This window comes from Nonomuraea sp. NPDC052265 (assembly GCF_044547985.1).
Lineage (GTDB): Bacteria > Actinomycetota > Actinomycetes > Streptosporangiales > Streptosporangiaceae > Nonomuraea.
Window position 1 is genome coordinate 415,668 of the sequence record NZ_JBIUBJ010000002.1, and the last position, 12,190, is coordinate 427,857.

The following is a 12,190-nucleotide window of genomic DNA, read 5'->3' on the forward strand; positions in this document are numbered from 1 at the left end:
GAGGACTGCGTGACCGGCCGTAGCTCGTTTCTGATCGTCGCGAACCGCTTGCCGGTCGATCGCACGATCGAGCCAGACGGAACGGCCTCGTGGCGCAGGAGCCCGGGGGGGCTCGTGACGGCCATAGCACCCGTGATGAAGCGTCGCCACGGCGCCTGGGCGGGTTGGCACGGCGCGCAGGACGAGAAGCTCGAACCGTTCGAGCAGGACGGCATGAGCCTCATCCCGATCCCGTTGTCGGCCCGCGAGGTCGAGCTCTACTACGAGGGTTTCTCCAACGCCACGCTCTGGCCGCTCTACCACGACGTGGTGGCGCCGCCGGTGTTCGAGCGGGAGATGTGGGAGACCTACCGCTCGGTCAACGAGCGCTTCGCCGTGGCCGCCGCCGAGGCCGCAGAGGAGGGAGCCGTCGTCTGGGTGCAGGACTACCAGCTCCAGCTCGTGCCCGCGATGCTCCGCCGGCTCCGGCCCGACCTGCGGATCGGCTTCTTCCTGCACATCCCGTTCCCGCCGGTGGAGCTGTTCTGGCGGCTGCCCTGGCGCAAGGAGCTGGTCGAGGGGCTGCTCGGCGCGGACCTCGTCGGCTTCCAGCTCCCCGGCGGCGCCTCGAACTTCCGCAGGCTGTGCCGGCGGCTGCTCGGGCTGCCGTACAAGGGGAACGAGATCTTCCTCGACGACCGGGTGGTGACCACGCAGGCGTTCCCGATCTCGGTGGACTTCGGGCAGCTCGACTCGCTGGTACGCGAGCCGCACGTGGTGGCGCGGGCCAAGGAGATCAGGGGCGAGCTGGGCGATCCGGAGCACGTGCTGCTCGGCGTGGACCGGCTCGACTACACCAAGGGCATCGGCCAGCGCCTGGAGGCGTTCGGCGAGCTGCTCAAGGACGGCAGCCTGCGCCCGAACGAGGCGGTCTTCGTGCAGATCGCCACCCCGAGCCGCGAGCGCGTGGACGAGTACCGCAAGCTGCGCGACGACATCGAGCTGCAGGTGGGCCGGATCAACGGCGAGCACGCCCAGATCGGGGTGCAGCCGATCCAGTACTTCCACCAGTCCTACGGCCAGGACGAGCTGGCCGCGCTCTACCTGGCGGCCGACGTCATGGTCGTCACGCCCCTGCGCGACGGGATGAACCTGGTGGCCAAGGAGTACATCTCCTGCCACCACGACCTCCAGGGCGCCCTGGTGCTCAGCGAGTTCACCGGGGCGGCCGACGAGCTGCGGCAGGCGTACCTGGTCAACCCGTACGACATCGAGGACGTCAAGCGGCAGATGATCGCCGCCATGCGGGCCACGCCGCACGAGCTGGCCCGGCGGATGCGCACCATGCGCCGCCGGGTGGCCACCTACGACGTGGACCGCTGGGCGAGCGAGTTCCTCAGTGCCCTTGAGACACCTGCTTCACAGACTTCCACGCGTCGTAGCGCTTCTTGGCGGTCCGGTTGACCACGATCTGCGCCACGGACATCCCGACGCCGGTGAGGATCGCGTAACCGATCGCCTCACCCATGCCGACCTCGGGCGAGTCGTCGTCGAGGGGCGGCTCCTTGCCGGTCGCCTTGACCCAGACGAACCCGAGGAGCTTCCTCATCCCCCAAGCGGTCGCCATGCCCACCAGACCACCGATGACACGCCAGGCGATGTCGGGCTTGTCCTCCGCCATGCCAACTCCCTTCCCCTATGTAACGAACACTAGTCTCTAACGCTTGCCGGGCCCCCGAAGCCGTACCATAAGGAGGCATGACTCAACAGCGACTACGCCATGCATCCATGCCGGAAAAGCCGACCCTCGACGGCTTGGAGCAGGTATGGGTAGCTCGCTGGCAGGAGGAGGGCACCTACCGTTTCGACCGGTCCAAGCCGCGCGAGCAGGTCTACTCCATCGACACGCCGCCGCCGACCGTGTCCGGCTCCCTCCACGTCGGTCATGTCTTCTCCTTCACCCACACCGACATCATGGCCCGCTACCAGCGGATGATCGGCAAGTCGGTGTTCTACCCCATCGGCTGGGACGACAACGGCCTGCCCACCGAACGGCGGGTGCAGAACGTCTACGGGGTGCGCTGCGATCCGTCGCTGCCGTACGATCCCGACTTCGTTCCACCGAACAAGCCGGGCAAACGTGAGATCTCAATTTCCCGGCGGAACTTCGTGGAGCTGTGTCACCAGCTCACGGCCATCGACGAGAAGGCGTTCGAGGAGGTCTGGCGGCGGGTCGGCCTGTCGGTCGACTGGGACCTGCTCTACACCACGATCAGCGACGAGTCGCGCGCGGTGTCCCAGCGGGCGTTCCTGCGCAACCTCGGGCGCGGCGAGGCCTACCTCGCCGAGGCGCCCACGCTGTGGGACGTCACCTACCGCACCGCGGTGGCCCAGGCCGAGCTGGAGGACCGCGAGTGGCCCGGCGCCTTCCACCGCGTCTCCTTCTACGGCGAGCGCGGGCCCGTCTGGATCGAGACGACCAGGCCCGAGCTGATCCCGGCCTGCGTCGCGCTGGTCGCCCACCCCGACGACGAGCGCTACAAGCCGCTGTTCGGCACGTCCGTGCTCACGCCGCTGTTCGGCGTCGAGGTGCCGATCCTGGCCCACCACCTGGCCGAGCCCGACAAGGGGTCCGGCATCGCGATGATCTGCACGTTCGGCGACATCACCGACGTCACCTGGTGGCGCGAGCTGCACCTGCCCACCCGGCCGGTCATCGGCTGGGACGGCCGGCTGCTGCCCGAGCCGCCCGACGGCGTGGAGCCCGAGCCGTACAAGGAGCTGGCCGGCAAGACCGTCCACAGCGCCCGCGAGCGCATCGTGGAGCTGCTGCGCGAGTCCGGCGACCTCGACGGCGACCCGCGTCCGGTGCAGCGTGCGGTGAAGTTCTACGAGCGCGGCGACAAGCCGCTGGAGATCGTCACCACCCGCCAGTGGTACATCCGCAACGGCGGGCGCGAGCAGGCGCTGCGCGCCCGGCTGCTGGAGCGCGGCAGCGAGCTGGCCTGGCACCCGCCGCACATGCGGGTGCGCTACGACAACTGGGTCGAGGGCCTGACCAGCGACTGGCTGATCTCACGCCAGCGCTTCTTCGGCGTGCCGTTCCCGGTGTGGTATCCGCTGGACGAGGCCGGGAATCCGGTCCACGACGCGCCGATCCTGCCGGCCGAGGAGTCGCTGCCGGTCGACCCGTCCTCCGACGTGCCGCCCGGCTACGGCGAGGAGCAGCGCGGCGTGCCCGGCGGCTTCATGGCCGACCCCGACGTCATGGACACCTGGGCGACCTCGTCCCTGACGCCGCAGATCGCCGGCCGCTGGGCGACCGACGACGACCTCTACCGGCGCGTGTCCCCCTACGACCTGCGACCGCAGGCGCACGAGATCATCCGTACCTGGTTGTTCTCGACGGTGGTCCGCTCCCACCTGGAGTTCGACGCGCTGCCGTGGAGCGACGTGGCGATCTCCGGCTGGATCCTCGACCCCGACCGCAAGAAGATGTCCAAGTCCAAGGGCAACGTGGTCACCCCGCTCGACCTGCTGGAGCAGCACGGCTCCGACGCGGTCCGCTACTGGGCCGCGAACGGCCGCTACGGCGTGGACACCACGTTCGACGTGGGCCAGCTCAAGATCGGCCGGCGGCTGGCGATCAAGATCCTCAACGCCTCGAAGTTCGTGCTCGGCCTGGCCGGCAGCGAGGGCGAGGTCACCGAGCCGATCGACCTGTCGATGCTGGCCGCCCTGTCCGACATGGCGCGCGAGGCCACGCAGGCGTTCGAGTCCTACGACCACACCCGCGCGCTGGAGGCCGTCGAGCGCTTCTTCTGGTCCTTCTGCGACGACTACCTGGAACTGGTCAAGGCACGGGCCTACGAGTCCGGGCCGGCCGCCGCCTCGGCGCACGCGGCGCTGCGGCAGGCGCTCGACGTGCTGCTGCGGCTGTTCGCGCCGGTGCTGCCGTTCGTGACCGAGGAGGTCTGGTCGTGGTGGCGCGAGGGTTCGGTGCACCGCGCCGCCTGGCCGGCCCCCGAGCGCGGCACGGGCGACCCGGCGGTGCTGACGGTGGCCTCGGAGGTGCTGCGACGGATGCGCAAGGCCAAGTCGGAGGCCAAGTTGTCGATGCGGGCCGAGGTGTCCAGGCTGACCGTCTCGGGTCCGGAGGCCGCCCTCGTCCGGCAGGCTCAGGACGACCTGTGCGCGGCGGGCAACGTCGAGGAGTTCGTCCTGACCGGCGGTGACGAGCTGACGGTCGAGGTGCACCTGGGCTGAGGCGCGGGCCGTCCGCCACGGGCGACGAGGACCCCGGTTCCTCGCCGTCCGGGCGGGCGCGGTCGGGTGGTGGGGGGGCGGTGTCTCGGCGTCCGGGCGGGCGCTGTCGGCACCTGGGCGTTTTATCGGTGCGCATCCCCGGCGCGGACGTGCCAGTCTTGAACACGTGCAGATCGACCGCCCCACCACACTCGTCCCGCCCGTGCTGGCCAAGATGGCCGCATGGTGCGGGTGCCTGATCCTCGTCGGCGTGGTCGTCTTCTTCTTCGTCCAGGCGATCGCCCGGCTCACCTTCGTGGCGCTGCCCGTGGCGATCGCGCTGCTGCTGACCGCGCTGCTGTTCCCGCTGACCAAGAGCCTGCGGCGAGCGGGCCTGCGGCCCATCTACGCCACCTGGCTGACCATGCTGGTCGCGCTGACCGTCCTGGCCGGCACCGGCTGGCTGGTCGGGGCGCGGGCCGGCGAAGAGTTCCCCAACCTCGTCACGCAGGTGCAGGCCACCGCGCGCTCGGTCCAGGAGTGGCTGATCACCGGCCCGCTGCACCTGAAGCAGGCCCAGATCACCGGGTACGTCGACGAGATCGCCACGATGGTCAACGCCCAGCGCACCGCCATCACCGGCACGGTGCTGTCGGCCAGCGCCGTCGCGGTCGAGGTGCTCGCGTCCATCGTGCTGCTGCTGTTCGTGACGTTCTTCCTGCTCAAGGACGGCGACCGCATCTGGTCGTGGTTCCTGCGCGCCTTCGGCTCGATGTCGCCGCGGGTCGACCGGGCGGGCCGGGTGGCCTGGACCACGCTCTCCCACTACGTCCAGGGCACCGTGGCCGTGGCCGCCGTGCACGGCCTGATCATGGGCATCGTACTGGCCGGCATGGGGGTGCCGCTGTGGGCGCCGCTGGCCGTGCTGATCTTCTTCGCCAGCTTCATCCCGATCGTCGGCATCTTCTTCGCCGGCACCGTCGCCACCCTCGTCACCCTCGGCGCCAAGGGCCTGGTCTACGCGCTGATCTTCCTGGGCATCCTCATCGTCGAGCAACAGCTGGAGAACCACGTGCTCCAGCCGCTGATCGTGGGCCGGGCGCTCAACTTCCACCCGCTGGCGATCATCCTGGTGCTTTCCGTCGGCGGCATCCTGGCGGGCATCGCGGGAGCGGCCGTGGCCGTGCCGGTCGCGGCGGTGATCTACCGGGCGCTGCCGGAGCTGCGCCACAAACCGCCCGCCCTGCCACCGCCGCCCGACCACGGGCCCCCGGGAGGGGAACCGCCGCCCGGGGGCGTGCCTCCGGCCGGAGAGTCGCCGTCCGGAGGGGGGCGTCCCGGTGAGGAGTCGCCGTCCGTGGGTGACGGGCCGTCGGAGGGCGGTGACGTGGAGCGGATCGGGAGGTTCCGATCCGGTGTCGAGGGCGAGTCCCGGGGCCGCAGCGAGTAACCTCGTCACCCGTGACGCGTTCCTCCCTCACCACCCCGCCGCCGGACGCCTCGGCGCCCGCGGCCCATCCCGGCGCCCCGGCGCCGGGCAGCTCCCTCGGTTCCCACTACAGCCGCTGCTTCGGCTGCGGCCACGGCCACCCGACCGGACTGCACCTGAAGGCGGCCACGCCCGACGGCGTCACGGTCGAGGCCGAGTTCACCGTGGGGGAGGCCCACCAGGGCGCGCCGATGCTCGCCCACGGTGGCGTGCTGGCCGCCGCGATGGACGAGGTCATCGGAATGTCCGTCTACCTGTTCCACAAGCCTTACGTGACGGCACGGCTGGAGACCGACTACGTTCTCCCCGTTCCCGTGGGCACGACACTCCACCTGCGCGCCTGGTGCAACGGGATCACGGGCAGGAAGGCGTACCTTGAGGCTGAGGGGCGCGTCGGCGCCCCCGACGGACCGGTCGCCGTCCGCGCGGCAGCGCTGTTCGTCGAGGTGAGCATGGAACACTTCGCCGAGCACGGCGACCTCGCGGCCATCGCCGCCGAACACCAGGACTTCGAGGTGAACCCGTGAGCGACGTGGAGGTCCTCATCCAGCGGCTCGACACCGGGCTGCCGGTGCCGGCCTACGCCCACCCGGGCGACGCCGGCGCCGACCTCTACGCGGCCGAGGACGTCGAGCTGCTGCCGGGCGAGCGGGCCGTGGTCGGCACCGGCGTCGCGATCGCGCTGCCCGACGGCTACGCCGCGTTCGTGCACCCGCGCTCCGGCCTGGCGGCCCGCCACGGCGTCACGCTCGTCAACGCCCCCGGCACGGTCGACGCCGGCTACCGGGGCGAGATCAAGGTGACGCTGATCAACACCGACGCCAAGGAGCCGTTCCGCCTCCAGCGGGGCGACCGGGTGGCCCAGCTCGTGGTCCAGCGGGTCGAGCGCGCGGCCTTCTACGAGGTCGAACGCCTGCCCGGCTCCGTGCGCGGCGCCAACGGATTCGGATCGACGGGCCGCTGAAGCGGCGGGCCCGCAAAAGCCCGGGGCCACGGCCCCGTGAACAGGGAGAGTGAGGAACGTGTTCCGACGTCGTCGTCGTGAGCAGTCGGAATCGGTGGCCGAGCAGGAGTCCGCGGCCCCCGGCCGCGAGTCCGGCCCGTGGGACGCCGACGAGCCCCACCCCGACACCGACAGGATCGACCTCGGCGGCCTGCGGCTGCCGCACAACCCCGACTTCGACGTGCGCCTGGCCTCGCTCGGCGACCAGCACGTCGGTGTCGTCGTCCTGTACGAGGACAGCTCGCTGCAGCTCCAGGCCCTGGCCGCGCCACGCTCGGCCGGCCTGTGGGACGAGGTCAGGGCCAAGATCGTCGCTCAGGCCAAGACCCTGGAGGAGCGGGAGGGGCCGTTCGGCGTCGAGCTGGCGGGCGAGGTCGCCATGGAAGGCGGCAGCAGGGCGGCCCGCTACATCGGCGTCGACGGCCCGCGCTGGTTCCTCCTGGCGGCCATCACCGGCCCGGGCGCCCTCGACGAACGTGTCTCCGGGGCGTTCATCGACTTCGTCAAGGACGTCGTGGTCGTGCGCGGCGACGAGCCGATGGCCCGCGAGGAGCCCATCACGCTGAGCCGCCCGCACGAGCGTCAGGCCGTGGAGCAGGACGAACGCCCGGCGTTCAGCCCCTTCAAGCGCGGCCCGGAAATCAGCGAGACCCGCTGAGCGTTACATTTGCGGGCACTTGCCCCGCCCCGTCCGGCGACATTCCCAAGACCCCCCATCGGCTATTCGCTGACGGCTTACCATCACATAGGCTGAACCATCATGAGTACGGCAGAGCCTCCGAAACGCGGGGGATTGCGCGGCTTCTTCAGTCGGCTGGCCACGACCCAGTCCGAGATCGAGGCCCAGGAACTGCGGGAAGACGCCGACGAGGTCGGCGCGACGCCCATCGTGTCGTGTGGCGGGCGCCGCAGGTTCTGTGTAGCGGGTACGCTACGTACGGTGACATTGCGTCCGAGGGGCGGTGCTCCCGCCCTGGAGGCCGAGCTGTACGACGGGTCCGACGTGATCGACCTGGTGTGGCTCGGCCGCCGCAAGATCGCCGGCATCGAGCCGGGCCGCACGGTCAAGGCCGAGGGTCTGGTCAGCATGCAGGACGGGCGCAAAGTGATGTTCAATCCGCGATACGAACTGCGCCCGGGGAGTTGATCAGGTGAGTGCTGAGGCGGAAGAGGTCGCGCACGAGACCGTCGAGGCGGCGGTGCGAGCCCAGCTCGCCAAGGCCTTCGGCGGCGTCCGCGGCATCATCGAGGCCGCGGTGCCGACGATCGCCTTCACGTTGGCGTGGATCTTCACCGAAGACCTGAAGACGTCGCTCATCATCAGCATCTCGCTGTCGGTGGTGCTCCTGCTGGCCAGGGTGATCCAGCGGTCCACGCCGCAGTTCGTGATCAACAGCCTGATCGGCATCGCGATCGGCGCGTTCTTCGCCAGCCGCTCCGGCGACGCGAAAGACTACTTCCTGCCCGGCATCCTGTGGAACGCCGCCTACTCGGTGGCCATGCTGCTGTCCATCGTCACCCGATGGCCGGTCGTGGGCTTCCTCATCGGCTCGGTCACCAACGATCCGGTGGGCTGGCACAAAGACGCGGGCATCGTCCGTCTCTGCACGCGACTGACGTGGCTGCTCATGCTGCCATGCGTGGTGCGGGTGGCGGTGCAGGGCCCGGTCTACCTGTTCGGCGGCGGTGACGAGGCGGTGGCCGCGCTGGGCTTCGCCAAGATCGTGATGGGGTGGCCCCTCCAGGTGGCGGCCCTGGCCGCGATGCTCTGGCTCCTCGGCCGCGGCCGCACCCCCATCAAGCCCCCGGTCGCCCCGGCCTGACCCGTCGGGGCCTCCCGGCCACCGAAACGTGTGCGCCTGTTCACCTGGCGTGAGCGCATTACATTGGTAGCGTAGACGCATGACAGCCGAAGCGGTGAGCCTCGAGATGACCACTTCCTCGCTGCCTGACTGGGTCTTCCCGCCGCCGGGAGGCTTTGTCGCAGAAGACCTCGATGACATTCCGAATCTTCCTGCGCACACAGAGTTGATTGACGGAAGCTTGGTCTTCGTGAGCCCCCAAGCGTCCTTCCACGCCGTGATGGTCGACCTCCTCGCCGCTGACCTGCGCGGAGCCGCTCCCGAAGAGCTCCGGGTTCGCCGCGAGATGAGCGTGGTCCTGGGGCACGATCAACGCCCCGAGCCTGACCTCGTCGTGCTGAAGGCAGAGGCCCTCGGCAGCGGTCGCGAGACCTTCTACAAGGCGCAGGACGTGGTCCTGGCTGTCGAAGTGGTGTCACCCGAGTCCCGAAGCCGGGACCGGGAGCGTAAGCCGGCTCTGTATGCCGCCGCCGGGATCCCGCACTTCTGGCGGGTCGAGGACGACGGTGGCGAGCCCGTCGTATACGTCTACGAGCGCGACCCCGCCACCCGCGCCTACGCGCTCACCGGCATCCACCACGACAGGCTCAAGCTGACCGTCCCCTTCGACCTCGACGTCGACCTGAGCGGGATCCATCGCCTCTAACCCCTTGACCCGCCATGATGCTCGGATGAGCCATGGACGAGGGCCCCTGGCGGGCGGGTGGCGGTGGTGACCGGGGTGAGCCGCCGGGCGGGCATCGGGTTCGCGGTGGCGCGTGAGCTGCCGGCGTCCGGTGCGAGGGTGGCGGTGCAGTCGTGGCCCCCGTACGACGCCGACCAGGCTTGGGGGAGCGACCCGGCGGGCATCGACGGTGTACTCGACGCGCTGGGCGGCACGGGTGACGACCTGACGCACATGGAGGCGGACTTCGCCGACCCCGAGGCCCCTGAGCGCGTGATGGAGCAGGCGGTGAGCCGGTTCGGGCACGTGGACGTGGTGGTGGCCAACCATGCGCGCAGCTCCCGCCAGGCGCTGGCCGACGTGACCGCCGCCGAGCTCGACCTGCCGTGGGCGGTCAACGCGCGGGCGAGCGTGCTGCTGACGCGGGTGTTCGCGGCCCGGAACGATGACCGGCGTCCGGGTGGGCGGATGATTCTGTTCAGAGCCGGGCGCAAGGGAAGCGGCGGGCGCTACCGGGGCGGGCTCCTGGGGCCGGTGCGCACCTGGTGGCCCGGGGATGAGGAAGGTGGAGCAGGAGTTCGGGCGGTGCAGCCGAGGGGCTGTGCGGTCGCCGGGGGCTCGGGGGCTCGGAGCTCGGTGGCGCAGGGGTCCGGAGGTTCGGGGGTTCGGGGGATCGGGGGATCTGTGGGCGTGGGAGTCTGGGAGGGATGAGGGGGAATGTGCTGGGGCGGGTGGTGGCGCGGGTGTGGAAGGCGCTGGGCGGGCGCGTGCGCTGGCGGGTGTTGTGGCTCACCCATGCCACCTTCATGATCGGCGTCACCGGCCTCGTACGCGACGCCGACGGCCGCGTGCTCGTGCTGCGCCACCGCCTGTGGCAGGAAGGGCGGCAATGGGGCTTCCCCACGGGGTTCGCCAAGAGGGGCGAGACCTTCGAGGGCACGGTGGAGCGCGAGGTGCTGGAGGAGACCGGCCTGAGCGTGCGCACGGGCCGGTTGTTGCGCGTACGCAGCGGCTTCGGGCTGCGGGCCGAGGTGGCCTACGAGGCCGTCCTCGTCGGCGGCACGCTCAGGATCGACCCGCTGGAGATCCTCGAAGCCCGCTGGGTCACCCCGGACGACCTGCCCGAGGGCCTGCAGGCCGCCCACCGCGACCTGCTCATCCCGAGTACGCCCACCCCGACCACCGACTGACCGCGACCACGATCAAGGGCCCCTCGGGCGGCCGGCTGCGGTACTGCTCGTACTTGCCGGCCAGCGCCCGCAGCGCGGCCTCGTGTCCGCCCTCGTGACCGTCCGCGTGGCCGCCCTCGTGCACGGTCGCCGTGCCGTCGGCGCGCGCCCACCACAGCCTGGTCCAGTCGTCCTCGTAGTGGTCGGCGAGCAGGCTGACCCGCGGGTTCGCCCGGATGTCGCGCAGCCGCCGCAGGTCGTACGTGCTCTTCGGCTTGTGGTCGACGGCGGAGACCACGACGTCACCGAGGACGGCGAAGGTGACGGGCACCAGACGCGGCACCCCACCCGCGTCGGCCGTCGCCAGGCGGGCGACGCGGGCGCCCGCGAACAGCGAACGGGCGCGGCCGGCGTCCACGACCGGGCTCAGCGCTGCGAGAGCAGGTGGGCGAGCTCCTCCTCGACCTCCTGGCTGGCCACGAACAGCAGCTCGTCGCCGGCCTCCAGGGGGTCGTCGGCGGTCGGCACCAGCACCCGGCCCTCGCGCAGGATCGCCACCAGCGCGGAGTCGACCGGCCACGGCACCGACCCGGCACGCTGGCCCACCACCGGCGCGTCCTCGGCCAGGGTCAGCTCGACCAGGTTGGCCTGGCCCTGACGGAACGTCATCAGCCGCACCAGGTCGCCGACGCTGACCGCCTCCTCCACCAGAGCGCTCAGCAGCCGCGGCGTCGAGACGGCGACGTCGACGCCCCACGACTCGTTGAACAGCCACTCGTTGTTGGGGTGGTTGATGCGGGCCACCACGCGCGGCACGCCGTACTCGGTCTTGGCCAGCAGCGAGACCACGAGGTTGACCTTGTCGTCGCCGGAGGAGGCCACCACGACGTGGCAGTTGCCGAGCCCGGCCTCGTCGAGCGAGGCGATCTCGCACGCGTCGGCGAGCAGCCATTCGGCGCGCGGCACGCTGTCGATCTTGATCGCCCGCGGGTCGACGTCGATGAGCAGGACCTCGTGGCCGTTCTCCAGCAGCTCGGCGGCGATGGAACGGCCCACGGCGCCCGCGCCGGCGATGGCGATGCGCATCAGTCGTCCTCTTCCGGCGCAGCGGCGAGCACCTTGTTGATCCGGTCCATGTCGTTCTCCGCCGCGATGACGTGGAGCAGGTCGCCCTCCTGCACCACCGTCTCGTCCGTGATGGTCAGGGCCTCGCCCATGCGGTTGATGAAGGCCACGCGGGCGCGGGCCCGGCTCTCCAGGTCGACGACGCGGGTGGCGATCCAGGCCGGGTTGGCGGTGACCTCGGAGAGGACGACCGTGCCCGTGGGGTCACGCCACAGCGGCTCGGCGCCCTCGGGGAGGATACGGCGCAGGATCTGATCGGCCGTCCAGCGCACGGTGGCCACCGTGGGGATGCCCAGCCGCTGGTAGACCTCGGCCCGCCGAGGGTCGTAGATGCGGGCCACCACGTTGTCGACGCCGAACGTCTCGCGGGCCACGCGCGCGGAGATGATGTTGGAGTTGTCGCCGCTGGAGACGGCGACGTAGGCGGTCGCCGACTCGATTCCGGCCTCGGTGAGCACGTCGCGATCGAAGCCGACGCCGGTCACCCGCCGCCCCCGGAACCCCGCGCGCAGGCGGCGGAACGCCTGCGGGTCACGGTCGATGATGGCGACGGAATGGCCGCTGTCCTCGAGGATGTGGGCGAGGGTCGAACCGACCCTGCCGCATCCCATGATCACTATATGCATACTCCCCCGCACTTCGCGGTCGGCCGGT

General features: G+C 70.8%; 15 protein-coding genes. 11 read left to right on the forward strand and 4 right to left on the reverse strand.

Annotation, left to right across the window (positions count from 1 at the left end; translation table 11 throughout):
- The first annotated feature begins 9 nt into the window (after window positions 1–9).
- Entirely contained in the window at window positions 10–1,443 is a 1,434-nt protein-coding gene (locus tag ACIHAD_RS07020) for a trehalose-6-phosphate synthase (protein ID WP_397353419.1), read from the forward strand.
- Here the strand turns inward: ACIHAD_RS07020 and ACIHAD_RS07025 are convergent.
- On the reverse strand, window positions 1,376–1,660 hold the full coding sequence (locus ACIHAD_RS07025) for a DUF4235 domain-containing protein (RefSeq protein ID WP_397353421.1): 285 nt from the start codon (window positions 1,658–1,660) through the stop codon (window positions 1,376–1,378). The genes ACIHAD_RS07020 and ACIHAD_RS07025 overlap by 68 nt on opposite strands.
- A gap of 107 nt (window positions 1,661–1,767) precedes the next feature.
- On the opposite strand from ACIHAD_RS07025, the gene valS reads away from it, so the two are divergent.
- The 10 genes from valS to ACIHAD_RS07075 all read left to right on the forward strand — a co-directional run bounded on the left by valS (window position 1,768) and on the right by ACIHAD_RS07075 (window position 10,432).
- Window positions 1,768–4,245, forward strand: a complete 2,478-nt coding sequence (valS, locus tag ACIHAD_RS07030) for a valine--tRNA ligase (protein WP_397353422.1) — start codon at window positions 1,768–1,770, stop codon at window positions 4,243–4,245.
- A 166-nt stretch (window positions 4,246–4,411) separates the two neighbouring features.
- Complete coding sequence (locus tag ACIHAD_RS07035; protein WP_397353423.1) at window positions 4,412–5,674, forward strand: AI-2E family transporter; 1,263 nt, start codon at window positions 4,412–4,414, stop codon at window positions 5,672–5,674.
- A gap of 11 nt (window positions 5,675–5,685) precedes the next feature.
- A complete protein-coding gene (locus tag ACIHAD_RS07040; protein ID WP_397353424.1) occupies window positions 5,686–6,240 on the forward strand; it encodes a PaaI family thioesterase in 555 nt (184 codons plus the stop codon).
- A complete protein-coding gene (dut, locus tag ACIHAD_RS07045) occupies window positions 6,237–6,677 on the forward strand; it encodes a dUTP diphosphatase (protein WP_397353425.1) in 441 nt (146 codons plus the stop codon). Before ACIHAD_RS07040 ends, dut begins: the two co-directional genes overlap by 4 nt.
- Before the next feature lie 58 nt (window positions 6,678–6,735).
- Window positions 6,736–7,374 carry a DUF3710 domain-containing protein gene (locus ACIHAD_RS07050; protein ID WP_397353426.1) on the forward strand — a complete coding sequence of 213 codons (639 nt, stop codon included), beginning with the start codon at window positions 6,736–6,738 and terminating at the stop codon, window positions 7,372–7,374.
- Between the two features lie 102 nt (window positions 7,375–7,476).
- Window positions 7,477–7,863, forward strand: a complete 387-nt coding sequence (locus tag ACIHAD_RS07055) for an OB-fold nucleic acid binding domain-containing protein (RefSeq protein WP_103955393.1) — start codon at window positions 7,477–7,479, stop codon at window positions 7,861–7,863.
- 4 nt (window positions 7,864–7,867) lie between these two features.
- Window positions 7,868–8,539, forward strand: a complete 672-nt coding sequence (locus ACIHAD_RS07060) for a DUF3159 domain-containing protein (protein WP_397353427.1) — start codon at window positions 7,868–7,870, stop codon at window positions 8,537–8,539.
- 106 nt (window positions 8,540–8,645) lie between these two features.
- Window positions 8,646–9,224, forward strand: coding sequence for a Uma2 family endonuclease (locus ACIHAD_RS07065; RefSeq protein ID WP_397353868.1), 579 nt, complete (start codon window positions 8,646–8,648; stop codon window positions 9,222–9,224).
- Between the two features lie 66 nt (window positions 9,225–9,290).
- A complete protein-coding gene (locus ACIHAD_RS07070; RefSeq protein ID WP_397353428.1) occupies window positions 9,291–9,953 on the forward strand; it encodes an SDR family oxidoreductase in 663 nt (220 codons plus the stop codon).
- On the forward strand, window positions 9,950–10,432 hold the full coding sequence (locus ACIHAD_RS07075; RefSeq protein WP_397353429.1) for an NUDIX domain-containing protein: 483 nt from the start codon (window positions 9,950–9,952) through the stop codon (window positions 10,430–10,432). The genes ACIHAD_RS07070 and ACIHAD_RS07075 overlap by 4 nt, the downstream gene beginning before the upstream one ends.
- On the opposite strand, the gene ACIHAD_RS07080 is transcribed toward ACIHAD_RS07075, so the two are convergent.
- Genes ACIHAD_RS07080 through ACIHAD_RS07090 form a run of 3 tightly spaced genes read right to left on the reverse strand, consistent with a single transcriptional unit; the run spans window position 10,398 to window position 12,162 of the window.
- Window positions 10,398–10,829: a TIGR03668 family PPOX class F420-dependent oxidoreductase gene (locus tag ACIHAD_RS07080; RefSeq protein ID WP_397353430.1), complete on the reverse strand. Its 432-nt coding sequence runs from the start codon at window positions 10,827–10,829 to the stop codon at window positions 10,398–10,400. The genes ACIHAD_RS07075 and ACIHAD_RS07080 overlap by 35 nt on opposite strands.
- An 8-nt stretch (window positions 10,830–10,837) precedes the next feature.
- Window positions 10,838–11,497, reverse strand: a complete 660-nt coding sequence (locus tag ACIHAD_RS07085) for a potassium channel family protein (protein ID WP_397176458.1) — start codon at window positions 11,495–11,497, stop codon at window positions 10,838–10,840.
- Window positions 11,497–12,162, reverse strand: coding sequence for a potassium channel family protein (locus ACIHAD_RS07090; protein WP_397353431.1), 666 nt, complete (start codon window positions 12,160–12,162; stop codon window positions 11,497–11,499). The genes ACIHAD_RS07085 and ACIHAD_RS07090 overlap by 1 nt, the downstream gene beginning before the upstream one ends.
- Window positions 12,163–12,190: the final 28 nt, after the last annotated feature.